This window comes from Arenimonas sp. (assembly GCF_047602345.1).
GTDB lineage: Bacteria > Pseudomonadota > Gammaproteobacteria > Xanthomonadales > Xanthomonadaceae > Arenimonas.
The window spans coordinates 635,651-657,150 of record NZ_JASGHN010000006.1; the positions used below are offsets into that span (position 1 = coordinate 635,651).

8 protein-coding genes are annotated in these 21,500 nt (G+C 61.7%); 4 read left to right on the forward strand and 4 right to left on the reverse strand.

Going from position 1 to position 21,500, the window contains the following annotated elements; all coding sequences use genetic code 11:
• Window positions 1-215: 215 nt before the first annotated feature.
• The 4 genes from QM707_RS07610 to QM707_RS07625 form a co-directional block, all read right to left on the reverse strand.
• Entirely contained in the window at window positions 216-593 is a 378-nt protein-coding gene (locus tag QM707_RS07610; protein ID WP_415001249.1) for a hypothetical protein, read from the reverse strand.
• A gap of 9 nt (window positions 594-602) precedes the next feature.
• Complete coding sequence (locus QM707_RS07615) at window positions 603-1,169, reverse strand: tetratricopeptide repeat protein (protein ID WP_415001250.1); 567 nt, start codon at window positions 1,167-1,169, stop codon at window positions 603-605.
• 949 nt (window positions 1,170-2,118) lie between these two features.
• Window positions 2,119-2,424, reverse strand: coding sequence for a hypothetical protein (locus tag QM707_RS07620; RefSeq protein WP_415001251.1), 306 nt, complete (start codon window positions 2,422-2,424; stop codon window positions 2,119-2,121).
• 1 nt (window position 2,425) lies between these two features.
• On the reverse strand, window positions 2,426-16,525 hold the full coding sequence (locus QM707_RS07625) for a putative Ig domain-containing protein (protein WP_415001252.1): 14,100 nt from the start codon (window positions 16,523-16,525) through the stop codon (window positions 2,426-2,428).
• Window positions 16,526-16,871: 346 nt separating this feature from the next.
• On the opposite strand from QM707_RS07625, the gene QM707_RS07630 reads away from it, so the two are divergent.
• Genes QM707_RS07630 through QM707_RS07645 form a run of 4 tightly spaced genes read left to right on the forward strand, consistent with a single transcriptional unit; the run spans window position 16,872 to window position 21,328 of the window.
• Window positions 16,872-17,672 carry a type I restriction enzyme HsdR N-terminal domain-containing protein gene (locus QM707_RS07630; protein WP_415001253.1) on the forward strand — a complete coding sequence of 267 codons (801 nt, stop codon included), beginning with the start codon at window positions 16,872-16,874 and terminating at the stop codon, window positions 17,670-17,672.
• A complete protein-coding gene (locus tag QM707_RS07635) occupies window positions 17,665-18,894 on the forward strand; it encodes an ABC-three component system protein (RefSeq protein WP_415001254.1) in 1,230 nt (409 codons plus the stop codon). The genes QM707_RS07630 and QM707_RS07635 overlap by 8 nt, the downstream gene beginning before the upstream one ends.
• The gene (locus QM707_RS07640; RefSeq protein ID WP_415001255.1) at window positions 18,891-19,379 is read left to right on the forward strand and encodes a three component ABC system middle component; all 489 of its coding nucleotides are present in this window, start codon (window positions 18,891-18,893) and stop codon (window positions 19,377-19,379) included. The genes QM707_RS07635 and QM707_RS07640 overlap by 4 nt, the downstream gene beginning before the upstream one ends.
• Window positions 19,376-21,328 carry a DUF3732 domain-containing protein gene (locus QM707_RS07645; RefSeq protein ID WP_415001256.1) on the forward strand — a complete coding sequence of 651 codons (1,953 nt, stop codon included), beginning with the start codon at window positions 19,376-19,378 and terminating at the stop codon, window positions 21,326-21,328. Before QM707_RS07640 ends, QM707_RS07645 begins: the two co-directional genes overlap by 4 nt.
• Window positions 21,329-21,500: the final 172 nt, after the last annotated feature.

Here is a 21,500-nt window from a genome sequence, read left to right on the forward strand (position 1 = left end):
CGCATCAGGTGGCTAAACCGTCGGCGCCTCAATGGGACTTTCGGGAAATCGGTGATGCGGGCGAATCCCGGTGTGTTCCAGCGCACATCGACCGCTCTGCGGGACGATGCGCAACCGCGAACAACCCCAATGGATTCGCTTGGGGCGCGGAGTCTGGAGAGAGATTTTCAGGCCGTCAAATTTTTTCGAGTGTGATTTTTCTCACACACGAAAAATCAACGCTTTAACTCACCAATCAGTTTCGAGAACTGAAGTTGGTGGGCAGGTTGCGACTCCAGAGTGCGCGTGATGGAGTTCAACATCGGTTGCCAGTCGGGGTGTTCGCGCAACTCCGCGCCGAACTCCCACAACAAAATCGCGCGCACGACCTGCGGCCTCACCGCATGCACGGCCGCTTCGTCGCGAACATCGACGGCCTTCACGATTTCGGCCAGTTGCTTGCGCAATACCTGCACATCGCGTACCGCGCGCGCGGGCGGATCGGCCTCGGATCGCGTCGCGGCTTTGCGGCCACCGCGCTCGTTGCGCTGAGTCATCTCGGCGCGCAGCGCCGCGATGATGCTCGCCGCCGAACCGAGCTTGTCGATCGACATCCCGGTCTATCAGCCGACGGGCTTGCCGTAGTTCGACAGGTACAGCGGCGCGGCATTACCCGTCGGCATCGTCGGCGCCGGCTGGCCACCACCCTGCAAGGCGCGCAGGTTGTCCAAGACGCGCTGCATGTCGGCGGTCATGGCGGGAACGTCCTGTTCGCAAGCCAGGCCGGCTTGCAACTCGGCGATCGCATGGTCCGCATCTTCGTTGGCCGCGGCGATCAGGCCCTTCGCGTAGTGCCCCAGGGCCATGTTTTCAGGCAGAGCCGCCACGGGCGCCAGTACCGCGCGGGCCGACTCGGCATCGCCTTTCACCAGGTAGAGCTGGCCCAACTGGAACCGCGCCATCGGAAAGTCCGGCGCCAGTTCGACGGTGCGTCGGAAGCCGGCTTCCGCCCGATCCACCATGCCCAACTGCATATGCTCGGCGGCCAGCAGGTAGGTACCGAAGACGTGATTCGAGTCCCGCTCGACCAGGGTCTTGAGCATGGACACAGCCTCGGCGTGGAGGTCCTGGTTCAAGGCATCCAGCGCGATGCGCAGCAGTTCGTCGTTGTCGAGCTTGTCGTAGGTCATTGAAAACTCCGGAAAAGCGGACGGCCGACCCGGCGGGGCCGGATCGGGAGTGGTCTAGGGGTTACCTGGACAATCCCGAGGGCTGGGCTGGAGTTTAGGGGAAAGGCGAACGGATCGTCGGCGAAGTGCCGGCTCTGATTGTCTGGGCCGAGCAGCTGCATCAGCGCTGGGTCAAAGGCATTGGCCTGGCGATAACCTTAGCGAAAGCAGACTGAGCCCACCAGCAGGGCCACCAAGCTCGCAAGGGAGAATGGCGCGTGGGCGATGCGATCAATGAGCGACTATCAAAAAGCGAAACGCCGCCCGAAGGCGGCGCTTTCGTTTCAGCTCGGGCCTGAGAACAAGAAAGTGGGTGTCCTTTTCTTTGTTTTTCTTTGTTTTCTTTGCAGGTCTTACGTGCAACTTTTTACTGTCCGCGTCTTACGTAGAAGTGTTCGCCAGTAGTGCGATCTACATAGGTATCCAATCCATCACCCTGCCCTATGAGCGTTAGATTTTCAGGCACGCTTCCGCTCTCAACAAATCGGCTTCGTGCACTCAAGGAATCCGCGAAATCCCAGCCGTTTGGCGCAACGATTCGCTGTTCTCGTCGCGGGTCTACTGCACACACGGCCACGGGCTTTCGTTCATCGTTGTTCCAGACGGACTTGCCAAATTCAGCCCAATCACAGGGCACGCAAAGCCCAGAATTCTGATCGACGACCACCAAGTCCCTGGCCCCACTTGAATCACGATAGACCAAGCCGCACGACTCTAGCTGTTCCACGTAACGCCTCGCGTCATCTGGAGACAGGAAAGTGATGGCCGCCAGTTCACCGTCTGCGCGCAGAGACCCATTCGGAACCCCCGCTACAAACTGAGCTTGACCACCTTGGTGAGACTTTGCTATCGCTTCGCAGCGAACTACGACTGAAATCCCTTCTACTAGCACCGCCATAAAGACTCCGATTCAGACCTGCTTGCCAAGCGACGATCGCCACTCGATGAATTCATGGGGGCTTGGATCCTTTGCCAGAGCGACATAGTAGTGGACCCGCAGGGACATTCCTCTAACACCCTCATGGAAGAAAAAATCGTCATCTTGCACGGGAACACCGATCGTTTGGCAGTATTCAGCGCTGAGAAACCGGGAGTAGTAAGTCCTAACAAGTGCTTCTGCTTGGTCTACTGAGCAATTGAAGTTCGCATGCAAGTCCGAAACCACCTGATCAAACAGGTGATTTGTTTCCTCGTCTGTTGGCAGCATTGGTTCCATATCAGTTCTTCATGTATGGATTAAACAAGTCAATCGCATCCTGAGTGTGCAGACTAGTCTGCGGGAGGCGATTCTCCCAGGGGATTGGGACGCCGGCCGAATTGTACCGACGATACAGCGGCCCCGTCACAAGATCGTATGGTTGCCCGCCATGAAGGAGATCATCAGGGCCAAAGGTCTTGTGGAATCGAGTGAAGTCCTGCCAAGCCGCATCGGCGGAGCCGAATTCGAGCTTGGATAGATTGGCCAATTCATGATTCGGCACGTTGAACTCAACGACGTCTAGCGGCCCTTCATAGAGCCGGCCGGCCGATGCCAGGGCTTCCTCTCTTGAAGTCGTCATATAAAACCCCCGCCCGAAATCAGCACTTGGGTTGCCCTTCGCTAGATCGATACCGCTGGTACGAATCGCTGAGGCATATTCAGCCGAAGTGCCATGGAAGAAGGTTGTCACCTCGCTCTTTGCAACCTGTCCCATCCTAGCATCCGCCGCCACCCCTCGCGACGGACCCCGCAACGCCGCAGTCATCTTCTGCCAGGACGAGGCGGAGACCGCTCCCACGTCCGCCCCCAATACCGGCAGCTTGTTCAGGGCGCCGACACCCCTCAAAGACCCACCGCCCGTCAGATAAACGGAACCGGCGAGGACGGCACCATCTTGGAGAATGTCCGACCAATCGTGGGTCTTGAAGTAATTCTTGCCTGCGTCAACTAGAGCGCCGGGATTGCTCAATGCACTCCCGATGGAATCGTACGCCTGTTGCCTTACGTTTGAGTCAAGAAGAGTACCAAGATAGACGGCACCTTCGACCGTACCCAGAATGATCCGGAAAGGGGTACGCTGCGCCGCCGCCCACGCCGTAAACACTCCGCCCGCATCCTGCGTAGCGAGATCGTCATATTTGTTCAGCGCCCGTTCGACGGCTGAATGAGTCCGGTCATTCAGCCACTCCCCGAAGCTCATGATGTTGTTGGCGGCAGTTACACCGCCCAACGATTTGACCTCCATTGCCGGGCCATAGTGAGAGGTCAAGTACTCGTTGACGCTCGCAACTTCCAAGATGCTCGAATTCTGTGTGACCAGCGGGAGGTCGGCATCAAAGTGAATGTTCTGGTAGAGCGCATATGCGAACGTATCCTCTCGGACACGGGGATAGTCGATCTCTGCCTTCGCGGGATCGGATAGCGCATCTGCCACATTAGGCCATTTATATCCATGGCCTTCGCCATTCCTTCCTGCTCTTTCTTGAATCCGGGCCATCATATCGGGTGTGACAAACCCCTTGTCGACAGCTTCACGAAGCATGCCATCGAAGGTTGGCTTTACCCCATCCCACGTGAAAGATCCGAAAGAACCCAACGTGGTCGATGGCTCGACGTTACTGAGAACCCATGCCAGCGTATTGAATGGCTGCCCTTCGTCAAGCGTGCCGCTAGCCAGAGAAATGCCTCCAGCTGCCTGAGGGGCACTTTTGGCGTGAACGCCAGCCATCGAATTGCCAATCGCGTTTCCGAACGCATCCAGTGCAATCTTGCCGTAATTTATCTCGTCGTCGAAACCAAAAGCTCGACGCACATGCGTGCTGACTACGCCCTCGATGGCGGTATTGCCAACATCAGCCCAGAAGCTTCCCGCGCCCGTGAAGGGTGTATCTGGCGCCAGACGCGCCGCGATCCCGATGCCTGCCGCCACCACGCTACTCACTGTCTGGGCCGCGATATTCTTCCAACTGAACGATACGTCCATGCCCGCAACGCGCTGACCGATGTATCCCGCCGCTGCATTCGCGGCCGCGAGTAGAACCGCCTTGCCAAGTGCGGCCTCTTTCAAGGCCTGGCCTACGGAACCTAGCTGGGCACCCGCCATACCACCCGTGATTGCGCCCGTCACCGCGCCCGCCGCCACGCTCCGCCAGCTAAAGCTGCCGTAACCCGAGGTGCTATTGATCACCCCCGTAGCAGCCGCGCTTGCCGCTCCTGCGGCTGCGCCCCCCACCACGCCGCCGGCGACGGAGAGTCCGTTCGCACCCACGGTAAAGATAGTAGTAGTTGTTGACGCTGCAGTTGAAGCGGCAGGCGCCATGGCGCTGGAGGCGGCAGGGGCGAGTTGTCCAAAGGTTAAAGCAGATACAAAAATCACCACTATCACCATGGTGACCATGACCAACGCATCGCACTGCGTCTGCGGCGCCTTGCCGATATATGGCGTGCTCGGCTGCGTCGGCCCTGTCACCTCGGCCGGGTTGTAGGGCTTGAAGGTCGCCGCATCGTTCGTGCTCGTCGTCACCTTCGGCGCCACCAGCACCTGGCCGGTGAACAACTCGCTATCGGTCACGGCATTGGCCTGCGCCAGCACGTACCAGAGGCTGGCGTTGCCGTAGATGCGCTGCGCCAAGGTCTGCAGCGTATCGCCGTCGCTGACCGTCACCTGGCTGGTGCCCAGCGAACTGCTGTCGAACGCCGTCAGTTTGTCGGCGACGTTCATCATGCCTGCTTCGTTCACGTGCCCGACCTGCTGGCCGTTGCTGTAGACGAAGTGCTGATTCAACGCCTTGCCCTGCCAGGTCTTGCGTTCGGCCTCGGTCATCGCCGCCCATTGCGCGGAGGTGATGAACTGCGGCGCCGGGTTGAAGACGTTGTTCGCATTGCCGTTACCCGACTGCACGAACTCGTTGTTCTCGATGACACCGTCGCGACGCGCCAGGATGGCGCCGTTGGCGTCGTAGGCGAAGTAGCGTTTGTTGGTCAGCGTGGTCTCGTAGTCCGGCAGCGGCGTGATCTCGGTGACGAGACTGCGTTTGCTCCATACGTCGAAAATGCTCGTCGTGACGCCATCGCGCATGGTGGAGAGGTCGGCATCGGCCGACACGCCGCTCTCGAGCCAGCTGTCCCGGCCCAAATAGCTGTGGGTGTAGGTGATGGTGTAACCGGCATTCTGGTTGGTGGCGAACTCGCCTTCCGAGTAGTGGATGTAGCGGTGCGTGATCAGGCGTCCGTTGCTGTCGTAGCCGCTCGTTCCCGCCGAATCCGACGTGTAGGTCAGCAGCGAGATCGCGTCGAGCGCGCCCAGATTGGTCTGCTGGTACGAAACGTCACCCGGATCGATGCCACCGCCCAGTTCCTGCTGCTGCGCCCAGTCGTTCACCCAGCCCTGCAGGCGGCCCGTCTCGCTCAGGGTGAGCAAACGGCCGTCGCCATCGTAGGTGTATACCTCGTGGTGTTTGAGCCAGCCGCCGATCGGCACGTTGGTGAAGTAGTGGATGAATTCCTGCAGTTCCTCGTCCCACTCCGTCACCCGGCCCTGCTTGGTCTCGTCGAGTGCGTACCACTCGGTCGTCTGGGTCAGGTGGCCCGCCACGTCGTAGCCGTAGGTCTTGGCGATGCCATTGGTGCCGCCCACCGTCGCCGCATGGAAATCCTTGGTCGTCTGGCCGCGCAGGTCCACTTCCGACAGCGCGATCTTCGTCGCGCCATCGACCACCGTGTACTTGGCCGTCACGTAGCCGACGGCGTTGTAGGCCTGCGCCCAGCTCTTGTCGCCGCTGACGACGATCACGCCGTTGTTCATCGTGCCGTTGGTCACCAGCACGCGGTTCGCCGCATCGTAGGTGAACCACAGCTCCTGGTGGTTCGGCGTCGTGCCGCCGCTACCTCCACCGCCTCCGCCGCCACCTCCACCGCCGCCTTCGCCGCCCGGGTCCTCGCTCATCGACTGCATCATCTGGCCGTAGGCCGCCTGCATCGAGGACGAGCCGCCGCCAGCCATGAAGCCCTGCGAGTTCTCGATGGTGATGACGAAGTCGTCGTAGACGGTCAGCGTGCCGTCGGACGCTGTGACCCGGATGATGTCGGTACGTGTCGTCCCGGGCGTGCCGCTGAAGGTGCGCGTGCTGGCATTGAACGTCAGATACGGTGGCCACGTCTGCTGCACGCCGCTCGAATTCACCCGGATCGCCGTGTAGGTCAGCGTGTCGCCGTTCGGATCGCTGAAGGTATTGCTGGGGAAGGTGTAGCTGAAAGCCTGGTTCCGGATGCCGTATTGATCGGGAATGGCATTGGCCACCGTCGGCGCCTGGTTGCCGCCGCTGCCCACCACCACGTCGAACGCGTCCGACACGCTGAGCGAGCCGTCGCTGGCGGTCACGGTGATGGTGTAGGTGCCGGCCGAGGCCGGCGTGCCGCTGAAGGTGCGCGTGCTGGCATTGAAGGTCACACCGCTGGGCATGCCGCTGGCGGTGTAAGTCAGGGTCTGGCCTTCCGGATCGCTGAAGGTGTTGGCCGCGAACTGGAAGCTCCAGCTCTGGCCCGCCGTCGCGGTCTGGTTCGGGATGGCATTGGCGACCGTCGGCGCCTGGTTGCTGCCGCCGCTGACGACGATGTCGAAGGTATCCGTCACGGTCAGCGAGCCATCGCTGGCCGTCACCGTGACCGTATACGTGCCGCTCGTCGTCGGCGTGCCGCTGAACTTGCGCAGCGCCGGGCTGAACGTGATGCCGGACGGCATGCCGCTGGCGGTATAGGTCAACGACTGGTTGTAGTTCGGATCGTCGAAGGTGGTGGTCGGGAAGGTGTAGGTGAACGCCTGTCCGACGGTTGCCGTCTTGTCGGGAATGGGCGTGATCACCATCGGCGCGACGTTCGGTCCGGTGACGGTAAACGCGGTGCTGACGTGCTGGCCGGCCGTGTCGGTGGCCTTGACGGTGATCGTCCACGAGCCGACGCGATCGCCGGCGCCGCTGAAGGTGCGGGTGCTGGCGTTGAACGACATCCAGGCCGGCATGCCGGTCTGCGTGTAGGTCAGTGCGTCGGTGTCGCTGAAGGTGTTGGCCGGGAAGGTGTAGGTCCAGGTCACCGCCGGCAGGGTCGGTGAGGTGGTCTGGTTCGGGATCGTGTTCAGGACGATCGGCGGCTGGTTCGCGCTGCCGACGACCAGGTCGAAGCTGTCGGACACGCTCAAGGCGCCATCGCTGGCGGTGACGGTGATGCTGTAGGTACCCGTCGCCGTCACGGTGCCGCTGAAAGTGCGGGTGCTTGCGTTGAACGTCACGCCGCTCGGCAATCCGCTCGCACTGTAGGTGAGCGTCTGACCGTCGGGATCGCTGAAAGCGTTCGCGGCGAACTGGAAGCTCCAGGCCTGGTTGACCGTCGCGCTCTGGTTCGGAATGGCATTAGCGACGATGGGCGCCTGGTTGCCGAAGACATTGACCGAGAAACTGGCGTCGGCGGTGAGCCCGGTGTTGTTCTGATCGCGCGCCGTGAGCTTGAGGCCGATGGTTTGGCCGATACTCGCACTGGAACCGGCCGTGGCCGAGAAAGTCAACATCCCGGTTTCGGCGTTGTAGCTCATGGACAACCATGAAGGAATTGCACTGCCATCGGCCTTGGTCACCGAATAGGCCATGACCGTGCCCTCCGGGTCGCGGAAGATGTCGGTGGCGCGCACGCTCCAGGAGAACACGACACCCGATTCGATCGGCTGGTTGGCAGGCGGCGCCACGACGATGGGCGCGCGGTTGTCCATCGATACCGGCAGCACGTCGGGACCGTAGCCGGCATCAGCCACTACGCGCCGACGATTGCCGACCGCATCGTAGTCGTAGCTGACGTCCAGCATGCGCTTGCTCAGCACCAGGTCATCCGAAGTGACGCGCGAGATGCGGCCAAGGCTGTCGTAGTAGGTCCGGGTGGCGACATGGACGTCGTTATTGCCGCCGTCCTTGGTGGTGGTTTCTTCCAGCGTCCGGTTGCCGGCCGCGTCGTATTCGAACAGATAGAGGTTCAGGCCTTCGGCAAGGCTGCGCAGCTGGCCGTTGGCGTAATAGGTCATGCTCCGCGACTTGTTGCTGATCGCGGTGCCGGTCATCTGGCCACTGAGCGAATCGTAGGTGTAGGTGAATTCACCTCCGCTCAAGTCGGAGTGCGCGGTGACACGGCCGAAATAGTCGTAGGTCCAGCTCTGGCCGCCGAGTGCGTAGTTCTCGGTCGTGCGGTTGCCGCGTGCATCGTAGGCGTAAGTCATCACCACGCCCGTGTCGGTTTCGCTGCGCAGCAGCTTGCCCCGGCCGTCGTAGTCGTACTTCTGTACGTTGTCGAGCGCATCGGTAACCGTCAGGCGATTGCCGTCCTGGTCGAGCGTGAATCGCTGCAGCGGCGTTTTGGTTCGCGCCGTGCCGGCGGTGTTGACGAGGAAATCGCCCTGCGCGACTGCGCGACCGCCCAGGTCGTAATCGACATAGGTCAGATAGCCCAGCGCATTCTGCGTCGCCAGCGCCTGGCCGCGTGCATCGTAGGCCGTCTTGGTGACGGCCGCCGTGGCGTCGGTGGTGGCGGTGAGCTGGTTGGCGTCGTTGTAGGCGTAACTGCGCGCATGCCCGTTGGCGTCGATCTCCTTGATCAAGCGCCCCAACTGATCGTACAGCCAACGCGTTTCCGGTCGCTGCCAAGTCTCCACTCCGGCTTCGGACACGACCTTGACCAAGGGCGCGAGCTGGCGGATCAGCTTGTTCTGGTCGTTGTAGAAGAACTGCGTATTGAACCCGCGCGCATCGGTCTGCTCGAGCACGTTGCCCCAGCGGTCCAGGCGCAGGAGCGTGGTCGCCGTTGCGCCGAGATCGGACGTGTAGGACGGGGAAACCACCTTGACGACGCGACCCAGCTTGTCGACGTTCTGCTTGAACACGGCGATGCGCGGCGTGCCGGCGTCGTTCCAGTCGCGCTCTTCCCTGACCTGCACGCCAGCCAGGTTGTAGCCGTAGCGACGGAACACGCCGGCGTCTGCATTGCTGCGCACCACGCGACCCGCAGCGTCGTACTCGTACTGCGCCGACAAGGTGGCGTTGCCCAGGTTGGCGTTGACCTCCGCCTTGGCGATGATCTCGCCGAAGGCGTTGTACTTCACGAATGCCTGTGCATCGGTCACGGTCGTGCCGCTGTACTGCAGGCGATCCTGACGCTGGCTCGTCTGCCGACCGGCCGCATCGTAGGTGTACACGCTGATGATCGTGGCGTTGTGGCCCAGGCGATCGGTAAGCCGGTAGCTCTGGCCGATGATGTTGTCGGCCGCGTCGTAAGTGGTGGCCACGATCTTGCCGGCCGGATCGGTCGACAACACCGCACGACCCTGTCGATCGTAACGGGTTGTCGCGATCTGATCGTTCGCCGACGCGGCCACCACGCCGGCGACTTCGCCCACGCCCGAGCGCACGACCTTCACCACGTTGCCGAAGGCATCGTAAGCCATCGCCGTGTGCGGTGAAGCCAACACGTAGAGTGCAGCCGAGTTCAGGGTATTGCCGGTGCTGTTGGCCAGCAACGTCTGCCAGTTGGAAACCAATACCTGGCGTTCCTGCTCGCGTACGGCGCTGGTCCGACCCAGCACGTCGTATTCGGTCTCGGTGCGGTTCCCGCCGGTGGTCATTGCCGTGACATGACCGAGCGCGTCGTACTCGTAGTCGGTATCCACTTCGGCCACGGCGCTGCTGCCATCGGAATTCTGGTACAGGCGCAGCACCGACTCGCTGAGCTTACGGCCGAGCGCATCGTAGATGTACATCACGCCGCGGTCGTAGCCCGTCGCCGCATCGCCAGCGGTCGGCAAGGCCGGCGGCGTGGCGGTCGTCAACGAGGCCGTCGAAATGGCACGCGCGTGTTCCAACTGTTCGGCCAGCTGGCCAAGGGCATCGTAGGTCCAGACAGTGACGTAGCCTTCGGCATCGACACTCAGGGTGCGACGACCGAGTTCGTCGTAGTAGCTGTAGGTATGCGCCCAGACGGCATCGCCCTGCCCCGCCGTTCCTTCCAGCAGCACCGATTGTTTGACGAGATTGCCGTAGACGTCGTAAACGAACTGCGTCGTCGGCGATCCGCTCGCGGATGAGCCATCGGCCTTGTAGTAGCTTACGGCGTGTTCAACGATTGCGGTCTTGCGGCCCAGCGCGTCGAACGTGACGGTCATGGTCCGGTCGTTGGCGGCGCTGGTGGTGATCGTCGCGGTGTTCGCCGTCGCACTCACCGTGACTTGGCTCAACGTGATCGCCGTGCCGACCGTCCATCCGCTCAGCTTGGAAAAATCGAACGCCGTCGCGTGACGGGTCAGCCCGGTCTGCTCGCCGAAGCTGTTATACGAATAGGTCGTGACATAGCCACCCGCGTCGATGTCGTAGGCAACACGCCCTTGCGCGTCGTAGATCTTGTAGCTGTAGTTGCCGCGCACGTCCTTCTGCACGACCGCGCGCCCCAGGGCATCGTAGGTGACCAGGATCTCCGGCAGTACGCCAGTGGCGACGAGATTGCCGCCGACGTCGATCTGCCAGGCGTCCGGGAAGATCGTCTTGATCTGCCGACCGACTGCATCGTAGACGTACTGCGTGGTGCGGCGCTCGTTGACTTCCGAGGCCTCGGCGTTCTCGATGCGGCTGGTTACATTCCCGAGCGCGTCGTAGACCGTCTTGGTAACGATGCGCAGACTATCGATGACGACAGCGCCGCTGCCGTTGAAACGGGCGACGGCGACCTCGGGCGTGCGCTCGGCCGTCAGGCGACCGGCGGCGTCGTACTCGTAGTTCCATTCCTTGTCGAGCTTGTTCTTGAAGCTGATGCGACGACTGGCCGCGTCGTAGCCGTAGTATTCGGTCTGGTTCAGGGCATCTGTGGTGCTTACCAGGCGACCGGCATTGTCGTAGGCATAGCTCGTGATGCGGGGGTTGCTCTGACCGCCGATCGCCGCCTGGACATTGGCATCGGTAACCGTGGTCACAACGACCGCGGTCAGGTACTGCCGGGTTGAGGTGACACGTCCGGCGGCGTCATAAAGTTGTTCGCTGACTGCGCCTGCGTCATCCAGCGTGAAGTGCAGGCGACCGACGGCATCGTAGGTGTATTGGGTCAGGCGCTGCTGATTGGCCGCCGTGGCGCCGGCGGTCGTCAGTGCGCTCAGGATCTGTGCCGCGCTCTGGCCGACCGCATAAGTAATGGTCTTGGCGAACGCGACGTCCGCGATAACCCGACCCGCCGCGTCGTAGCGACGTTCGCTGACGATGGCCTGGGCGGCATCGCTACGCACCAAGGTGTAAACCACGCGACCGGCGTTGTCGTAGACCTGCGTGCTGACACGCGCGGCCGATTCATTGCTGCCGACGAAGGAAGCGAAATCACTTTCGACAGCCGTTCCATTGCGCAGTTTGGTCAGAACGCTGCCGGTCGTGAAGGCACTGGCGTAAACCAGTGTCTGGAGTACCCGGCCGGCGCTGTCATAGCGCATTTCGCTCAACGTTCCGGCCGCATCCAGCGTGAACCGGACGCGGTTGTCCCGATCCAGAACGCGATAGGCAAGTTGATCGACTGCGTCGTTCGACAGGCTCTGACTGGTGATCAGCGTCTGGATGGCGCTGATGGTCGGGGCGCTGGCGAGGGCGGTCAGCGAGGCCGGCGTCAGGGCCTTGGCATAGCCGCGGGTGACGATGGCATTGCCGTTCTTGTCGTAGACGGTTTCGACGATGCCGCCGGTGGCATCGACCACGAAGCGCAGGCGATTCGCTTCGTCGTAGGCATAACGCGTGAGCTTGCCCAGGCCATCGGTGCGGGTGACGAGGTTGTCGTTGGCATCGAACGCGTAGCTGGTCGTCAGGTTCAGTTTGCCCGCACCGGGATCGACGATCTCGCTGGTGCGGCGGTTCAGTGCGTCGTAGCCGTACTGCACGGTCGTCGCGGCGCTGGTGCCGTGACCTTCGGTCACCGTCAGCGTGCGGCCGAGTGCATCGTAGGTGGTGACGGTGAGCAGGTTCAGGCCGGCCGGATTCTTGGCAATCTGAGTCAGACGGCCTTCACGGTCGTAGCTGAACTGGGTGACGCGGCTGGTCGAATCGGTGACGGTGAGCTGGCGGCCCTGGCCGTCGTAGGCGTAGGTCGTGGTCAGGTTGAGCTTGCCGCTGCCCGGGTCCTCCACGCGCGTGAGCACGCGGCCGACCGCGTCGTAGGTGTAGCCGATCTTGCGGCCCGTGGCATCCGTCGTGTCCTCCAGCAAGGCCCGCACGTCGTAATGGTTGGTGACGACGACATTGCCCAGCGGATCGGTGACCGTCAGGACGTTTCCGTTCTTGTCGTAGGTAGTCGTCGTAGTGGCAACCGTCCCGCCCGGTAGCGTCTGACTCACCGTCACGGTCTGGCCGAAGCGGTTGTGCATGGTCGTAATGGCCACGCCCTCGGGCGTGGTGATCACGACACTGCGGGCCGTGTCGCTGTGCACGTAGGTCGTGGCGTTACCACGGGCATCGGTCTGCGTGAGTACACGATCGAACGCGTCATAGGTTGTCGAGACGGTCTCGGCAACGCCGCTCACCGTGCGGCTCAGGCTCAGCTGGCGGCCGAGGCGATCGTAGGTGAAGGTGCTGACGATGCCGCGACCATCGGTCGCGGTGATCGTGCGTCCGAAGGCATCCACGGTCTGGCTGGTGGTGCGCGCCAGTCCCGTGCCTTGCGCTTCGATGCGGCTGCTCAGCAGGCCGCGGTTGTCGTAGGCATAACGCGTGGTCGCAGCGAGCGCGGTGCCATATGCCGTGGTGATTTCATAGGCCTGGCCGAAGGCGGTGTAGCTGGTGTTCGTCTGCGTGCCTTCCGAATCGGTGGCGCGCGTCATCAGACCGCGCTGGTCGTAGACGAACTGGCGGCGCGTATCGGTGGCCGCCACGAAGCTCAACGTGCCGATGGCCGTTTCCACGCTGGCGCGATCGCCCGGCACGGTGATCGTGATGCGGCCGGTGTAAGCCAACTGGTCGGTGACCTGGCCGAAGGCGCTGTAGCGCGTTTCGGTGACTTCGCCCAGGCCATTGGCGACGCCACCGCCGTTCTTCACGCCACGCACGATGAAGGTTTGGCGACCGGCCTTGTCGTAGAAGTAGAAGGTCTTCGCGCCCGTGGCGTCGACGCTCTCGGTGCGCTGACCGAGCAGGTTGTAGCTGTGGCGTATGCCGTACTGTGCATACACACCGTCGTAAGCGGCTTCCTTCTGGGCAGCCGTCAGCGAGCCATTGTTCTTTATGGCTTCAAGCAAGGGACCGGCGGTGGCCGCCTGCTCGCCACTGACCTGGCCGATCAGCTGACCGAACACGTCGTAGCGCGCGTAGTTCTCGCGTACTTCGCTCGTGCCGTACGCCGCTTCCGTGCGCACTAGGCGCCCGGCTTCGTCGTAGGAATAGCGCGTGACCGTGCCTTCGACGTTTAGCTCGGTGATCAGCTGGCCCAGGCCGTTGAAGCTGCGCTGGGTCAGACGGACCGGTTCGGTCGGCGCGCCGGTGTTGGCCGCCGTGCGCAGGGTCGAGAAACTCTCGCTGCCCGTCAGGCTGGTGAGCTTCTTGGCGTAGGCCTTCACCGCACGTTGGTTGTTTGCTTCGTCGTAGACGTACTCGGTCAGATAGCCTTCGGCGTTGAGCTGGCCGATCTGATTGCCGCGGCTGTCGTAGAACAGGCGCGTGGTCTGGTCGTTCGTCGCGTTCGGCGACGGACGCAGTTGCGCCAGCGTGCCGCTGACCCAGTAACTGCTGTTGGTCAAGGTCGCATAGCGGATCATCTGAACGACGCGGCCACCGGCGTCGTAGATGGACTCGCTCAGGTAACCGGCCGAATCGAGCGTGGCGACCACGCGGTCGGCGCTGTCGTAGAAGAAGCGGGTGACGCGCGGCGTCACCGCGCCATCGCCCGGCTTGCTGACCGTGGTCGAGAGCAGGCGCCCGGCGCCGTCGTAGGCATAGGCCGTACTCAGGCCGGCGATGTCCGTCTCGTGCAGCAGGCGCCCCGCATCGTCGAACACGCGCGTGGCGCTGGCGCGATCGTTGCTCGCGTCGGTCTGCACCCAGGCTTCGTTGCCGGCCAAGGTCGGCGAACTCGCAGCATAGATCAGCGCGTCCTTCGTGACCGCGCCGGCGCTGAACCAGGACGTGGTCACGACACGCGTGGCATAGGCCAAGGTCTGCGTGGGGCGGCCGATCTCGTCGTACACCGTGCGGCTGACCGCGCCGGTGGCGTCGACCGTCGCGCTGAGGCGACCGGCGGCATCGTAGAAGAAATAGCTGCGCGCCCCGCTCGCATCCTGCACCGCGCGAAGGCGGCCGGTCGCGTCGTAATAGTTGTTCGTCGTGCGAACGACCGTCGGACTGCTGGCCGCGTTGGCGTCGGATACCGAGACCAGCATTCCCGCAGCATTGCGTACTTCCGTGCGAACCGCGCCGGCATCGAGCGTGATCACGATCTGCTTGGCCGAGTCGACGTAGGCGGTGACCGTGGTGACGGTATTGGCATCGTCGTTGCTGGCCGTGCCGCTGTCGCGACGGATCGTGCTCAGCAGACGGCCAAGGCCGTCATAGACAAAGTCGACTACTTCGCTGCCGTTGGGGGCGCCGCCGCCGAGCGTGCGGCTGGCGCCGCGCACGGTGAGCTGTTGGCGCAGCAGGCCCTGGGCGTCGTAGGTGTAACGGGTGATCGACGTGGCCGCATCCAGCGTGCCATTGCCGCTGCCATCGACCGTGGCATAGTCGTTGCGTTGCGCCAGGCGGCCCTGAGCGTCGTAGCTGAAGTCCGTGCGCGCACTCTGCCCTTCCTTGCCGCTGACCCACGTCGTCATCTGTGTCAGCGTCGGCACCGCCGTGGCGCCCAGGCCCGAGGTGTCGTAGGTCGCGCCGAGGAAGCGGCGGCTCAAGCTCACCAAACCCGTCGCCACGCCCGAGGCGTGGTACTGGTTCTCGCTCACTTCGCCCGCGGCATTGATTACGAAGCGCAGCAGGCGCGGATTGGTAGTGTCGTACACGTAGCGCGTGATCAGCGCGCCACTCGGCAGGTTGGTGGTGCCGGCATGGGTCGGATCCAGACCATCGGCGTCCGGCGTGGTGTAGCGCGCTTCGGTGGCGATGCGATTGGCGGCGGTGTAGGTGCGGGTGATCGTGTTGCCGAGGCGATCGCGCTGCAGCGTGACGTTGCCGTTGGTGTCGTACTGGAACACCGTGTCCAGCGTCGAGCTCGCGCCAGCGTAGGCCGCCTGGCGGATACGCGTGACGTTGCCGTCGGCATCGTAGGTGTACTCGGTGATCGCGCGCTGGCCGCCGACGGTCGGTTCGAGCACAGCCGTGAGCTGCTTGTTGGCGTCGTACTGGTAGGTCCAGACGCGGCCGGCCGCATCGGTGATGTCGGTCGAACCACTGTTGTACGTGTAGGTCAGCGTTTGCGTGGAGCCATCGCCGGCGCCGCCTTGCGTGACGCTGGCGACACGACCGCTGCCATCGTAGGTGTAGCCGACCGTGAGACCGTCGCTGGTAGTGACGCCGGTAATGCGCAGCGAGCTGGCATCTTCGTAGGTGTAGGTAACGCGATAACGCTTGCCATCGTTGTTCGCAGCAACGCTGCCGTCCCAGGTGTCGTCGGCGTTGGTGTCCGGCGTCAGGTCGGTCTGCACCCAGCTCAGGCGGCCGGCGGCGTCGTAGCCGTAGCTGACCTGGGTCTTGAGCGAAGACAGCGTGCCGCCGGCGTCGCGTTCGCGCGTGCCGACGCTGATCAGCCGATTCGATCCGTCGTAGCCGAACTCCAGCGTCTCGCCGTTCGCGCCGGTGATCGTGCTCAGCAGGCCGCTGGTGTAGGCGAGTACATAGCTCGCGCCAGTGGCGAGATCCACGATCTGCTCCAGCTTCCCGGCCGTGCCCAGGCTGCTGGCATCGTAGGTTTCCCGCACCTGCGTGCCGCCTTCGGTCCACAGCCACTTGGCCGTGCCGCCGGAGCCCGACAGGACGATGGTGTCGTGCGCGCCGTCGCCCGCGGTGGCGACATAGGCGCTGCGATCCGCATCCCAGGTGTACGTGACGACGCTGCCGTCGGCTGTCGCGCGCTCGACCGTGCTGCCCGCCGTGTTCTCGGTGCCCGAGGCCAGGCGCACCGTGCGCTCGTAGCCCGTCTGCCAGCCGTCCGCGCCGGCTTGCCCGAAGCTGCCCTGGCTGTTGTAGGTGCGCACGAGGCCGGTGGCGAAGCCCTGGCCGAAGAGGCTCTCGTCGTAACCGGTCAGGATCAGGTTGCCGGTGGCGAGGTTGACGAAGTTCGAGGTACGACTGCCCCCGATGCCCGCCATGCCTCCCTGACTGCCCCCCAACTGCGTCAGCGACGTGTTGAAAAGACCTAATCCATTACCCGAGACGACTGCCACCATGACCTGATTCCCCAGCTAGAGCCCCCGGCACGGTCCGGGGGCGATCCTTGGGGTAATCCCGGGCAGTTGGAAAAGGTTTAGCGGGGCTGAGCGAGGGCAATCCATGGTGTCCGTTCACGTCCAGCAATGGCGGGCACTGTCGGGAGATGTCGCCAAACTGATGTGAACTACGTCACTTGACCCCTCGTGTGCGTCCCGAGAGCATGACTGGCAACCCTTCTGGGGGATCGTTCTGATGCCGCCCACGCGGCGAACGACAGGGGGCTTCATGATCAAGATTCCGAAGAAGGTTTCCGACCGCTGGCCTGCTTCACTCAAGGCCCTGACGGCCGTCGCGATCTCACACAAAACAAGAGACGTGTCGGAAGCCGACACAGTGACTCTCGTGAAGGACATGCTGTCCGAGATATTCGGATTCGATAAATACAACGAGCTTACGAGCGAGCAGCAAATCCGCGGCACTTTCTGCGATCTCGCCATTCGTATCGATGGCAAGATTCGCGTTCTGATCGAAGTCAAAGCGGCGGCTCTCGCCCTGAACGACAACCATCTACGCCAAGCCATCAACTATGGCGCCCATGAAGGCATCGAGTGGATCGTACTGACAAACTCGCTTGAGTGGCGCCTGTACCGGATCAAGTTCGGCCAGCCGGTCGATTTCGATCAGGTCTCCTCTGTGTGCATACCGGACGTAAACCTGAAGAGCGAGGAAGATCGGCGCCGACTTTTCTTGCTATGCCGCGAGGGCATTACATCGGACGCGATGGGCGTCTATCACCAACACATTTCTCTGCTGAACAAGTTCACGGTGGCGCAGGTTGTCATGTCGGAACCTGTTGTGTCTTGCATACGCCGAGAAATGCGGCGCTTCTTCCCGGAACTCAAGATCGATCCGGAGAACATTTCCGACTTGCTGGCGAACGAGATTCTAAAGCGGGAAGTTATCGACGGCGAGAAGGTCAAGGATGCACAGCAGCGAATCAAGAAGGCCGCCAACAAGATCGCACGCTCGAACTCCAAAGCAACAAAGACTACCGAGCCGAGCGACGGAACTTCGTCACATGAGTAGCAAGTTGACAGACAAATATTCAGCGGGCAAGCAAGGCCTGGGATACATCTACCAGGCTCGCCTAGCGCTGCTGCACCTACTGCAGGCACCTGAGAGCACCACCGTCTTCCTAGAAAAGGACGACGACCTCGATTTCGTCCACGACGGTGGCGGCAAGTCCTTGGCCTCGCTTAAGCACAAGGCAGCCGGCGACAAACTGACCGATCTATCGACCGACTTCTGGAAGTCCGTGAGAATTTGGCTGGCACGATATAAGCGCGATGGCCGTGCTGCGTCGAACCTGCGGTTCTTTCTGTTTACTACCGGCATGGTGTCGGGTGACTCGTTCCTCGCGCGCCTACTCCCCGATCAGCCCGTCGCGTTCGGAGATACGGTCCCGCTGATCGAATCTGCCGGCGCCGCGCTTGCCAAATCGAAATCAGCGCTCATCGGTTCAATTGCACCGGAGTTCAACGAACTAAGCGACATCGAGAAGCAGGACTTTTTCGAACGCATCCTGATCCTCGATGGCAGCCCACGAATCAGCGACATTCCAGCGATCATCAGGGATAAGCACATGCGCAGCATCCGCCGTGAGCACCGCGAATTCGTCCTTGAGCGACTGGAAGGCTGGTGGAATGACGCGGTGATCAAGCAATTGACCGGCGCCAGGATGGAAGGAATATTCGGCTACGAAGTCTCGGACAAACTCTCAAACATCGCCGAGGAGTACAAGGCCGACAGCCTGCCCATCACCTTTCGCGGGAAGGTGCCAGGCGGCGAGATAGACACAGACACCGATCGACGTCTGTTCGTTGCACAACTACGCGAGATCGGCATTTCTGCCAGCCGAATCAGGAACGCAATCATGGACTATTATCGGGCGTTCGAGCAGCGATCGGCGTGGGCACGCGAGAACCTGCTGGTGTCCGGAGAAGTCGAGGAATACGAGGATCGTCTTGCGGACGAGTGGAACCGATACAAGGATGTCGCTTTTGAGAAACTGAAGCACGACAGTGCCGAGGGCGCGCTGCGCGATGCCGGCACTGCCCTCTACAACTGGGCAGAGTTTGAGACGGGAAAGATTGATTCCCTGCGCATTCGTGCGCGGGTGACCGAGCCCTACGTTCTTCGCGGCAGCTTCCACATCCTTGCGGACACAACGCCCGAACCCAGGATCTACTGGCATCCAAGGTTCATGGACCGACTCAGCCATGTGCTCGGAGTAGAGGTGGCCGCGTGAAGCGTTGGGATCGGCGGCCATTCGAGATTCGGAATCTTTTCAATCCCGCCTTCTGCGGCTTGATCCTATTCCGTGCGCTGCAGGGGTACGCGGAAGAAGACGCCCGCGGCATGCCGTTCTCGCTGTCGCTGCTGGTGCTACCGTTGTGCCTCCACAAGGATTCGCGCGTGGTGATCGCCGGCAGCCCGCGCAGCTACCTTCTGAAGACAACTGAAAAGAATCAGCAGGTCATGGTTGGCTTCGCTGATCGAGTCACGCAAATGCTGCCTTATGCCTTCGAAGGGTTCGGCCTACTGATGGAAAGGGGCTGCCTCGCAGTCGCGGACAACGGTCGCATCCAGACTGTGCCCGACAAGGTGCGCAAGACAATCAATGGAACTGACGAGACCGTCTCCTGCCAGAAAGTGGCGCGCATTGTCGGAAGGGAGTTCGCTCGTATCGCCGATCGGGTGACTGTTTACACAACTTTCGGTATTCGCCCATGAAGATCAGGTCCATCCATATCTATAGTCACGACGGCCAGCGCCGGGATCTCAGGTTCAAAGTGGACGGGCTCAATGTCCTCACCGGCCGTTCCTCCACCGGCAAGTCTGCACTCTCCGAGATCATCGAATACTGCATGGGGCGCTCCTCGTTCAACGTCCCCGAAGGCGTCATCCGCGATAAGGTGTCCTGGTTCGCAGTGATCTACCAGGTCCAAAATGAACAGGTGCTGGTTGCCAAGCCGACCCCACCCGGCGGCGGAGCTAGTTGCAGCACTGCGATGCTGCGAAGAGGAACCCAATTGCAGGCGCCCGATTTCAAGGACCTTACGATCAACACGGACGACGATAGTATCGTCGAACTGCTGTCGCGTCTGCTCGGCATTCCCGAGAACCGTACTGATGTCGCACTCGAACACAGCCGCGACAGCTACGATGCGAATGTAAAGCATACTCTCTACTACCTGTTTCAGAAGCAGGGTTTGGTCGCTAACAAGGATCAGCTCTTCTATCGCCAAAACGAGCAGTTCCAACCACAGGCGATTCGCGACACGCTGCCGATTCTTCTCGGCGTCTCCTCGCACGACCGCTATGAGCTGGAATCCAAGTTGCGCACGGCGCAGAGGGATCTGAGACTCAACAGCAAGCAGTTGGAGCATGTGCGCGCGACCGTCGACACGTCGCACGAGCAAGCCATCGGTCTCTATTCGGAGGCCAGGACGGTCGGCATCATCGTCAATCCGGACAGGGGCCCGAATGCCAACGAGATTTTCGAGGCTTTGAGGTCGGCACTATCATGGAAGCCTGACATGGTGCCTGACGACGACGGCAGCCGAATTTCGCTTCTGGAAAGCGAACTTAGTCAGTTGCGTCAGGATCGCCGCGAGGTCCAGGCCAGGATCGATGCGGCTCAACAGTTCGCCAGACGCGCAGGTGGCTACGAAAGCGAGGCGGCCGAGCAGAAAGACCGGCTGGCCTCGATCAAGGCGCTGCCGAGGAACCCCACAAGCGGCGAATGGCAATGGCCTTTCAGCGAGCGGAATTTGGCGCTGGACTCTCCAATCGCTGCCGTCTTGCTTGATGAGCTGGAATCGCTCGACAAGGAATTGCGTATCGCCACAGGTCAACGCCCGAAACTGGAAGCTTACCTGAGTGAACTGGGCGGCAAAGCAGACGACATCGCGAATACAATCAGGCAGAAAGAAGCGGAATTGTCCTCGGCAATCTCCACCAACGAGGTCATCGCCCAAATGGGCACACGCAACAATGCAGCCGCGCGCGTAGTTGGCCGCATCAGCCTATTCCTGGAAACGCTGCTCCCAAACGATGGCCTTGCAAGATTGGAGGCGGAGAATCGTCGCCTTAACCACAAAGTGAAGCAGTTGGAGGATCAGATTGGCGCGGACGACAGCAACGAACGTTTGGCTTCTATCCTCAACAACATCTCGGTGCAGGTATCGCGGTACATCCAAACGTTCAACGCCGAGTTTAGCTCTTATCCCGCACGGCTTAACCTGCCCCAGCTGACGATAACTTTCGATCGACCCGAGCGCCCGGTCCCGATGAGCAGAACCGGAGGTGGCGAAAACCACCTTGCCTACCACCTATCAGCACTGCTTGCCTTGCATTTGTTCGCAGCCAAAAACAATCGGCCTATCCCACGCTTCTTGATGATCGACCAGCCGACTCAGGTCTACTTCCCGTCCGAGCAAATATACAAGGACGCCGATGGTTCAGTGCAAAGAACCGAGGCCGACGCCGATCTTGATGCAGTGCGTCGACTGTTCGAGCTGTTGCTGAAATTCACTCAGGAGGACGCCCCCGGGTTCCAACTGATCGTCACCGAACATGCAAACCTGAGGGAGCAATGGTTTCAAGACGCGCTAGTGGAACAGCCGTGGACCAAGCCACCAGCGCTGGTTCCTGAAGAATGGCCCTTCTTCTCCTCTTGAACCGCACATCGAATGTCCGCTTCCGAACCTAAGCGGACATCCATACGAGTAATTCAAATCTCACGGTCCTAGTGTCACCCTGAAGCCATAAGTACCACCGGTACCTCGAGATACCATGTCAAAGCCCAGCCCAACCCCATTTGCACTTGTCCGATCAGCTACCGGATCTCAC

Excerpts from the sequence above, each read along its gene's own strand:
- QM707_RS07610 (WP_415001249.1), bottom strand. The coding sequence starts at position 593 with ATGTCGATCGACAAGCTCGGTTCGGCGGCGAGCATCATCGCGGCGCTG.
- QM707_RS07615 (WP_415001250.1), bottom strand. The coding sequence starts at position 1,169 with ATGACCTACGACAAGCTCGACAACGACGAACTGCTGCGCATCGCGCTG.
- QM707_RS07620 (WP_415001251.1), bottom strand. The coding sequence starts at position 2,424 with ATGGAACCAATGCTGCCAACAGACGAGGAAACAAATCACCTGTTTGAT.
- QM707_RS07625 (WP_415001252.1), bottom strand. The coding sequence starts at position 16,525 with ATGGCGGGCATCGGGGGCAGTCGTACCTCGAACTTCGTCAACCTCGCC.
- QM707_RS07630 (WP_415001253.1), top strand. The coding sequence starts at position 16,872 with ATGATCAAGATTCCGAAGAAGGTTTCCGACCGCTGGCCTGCTTCACTC.
- QM707_RS07635 (WP_415001254.1), top strand. The coding sequence starts at position 17,665 with ATGAGTAGCAAGTTGACAGACAAATATTCAGCGGGCAAGCAAGGCCTG.
- QM707_RS07645 (WP_415001256.1), top strand. The coding sequence starts at position 19,376 with ATGAAGATCAGGTCCATCCATATCTATAGTCACGACGGCCAGCGCCGG.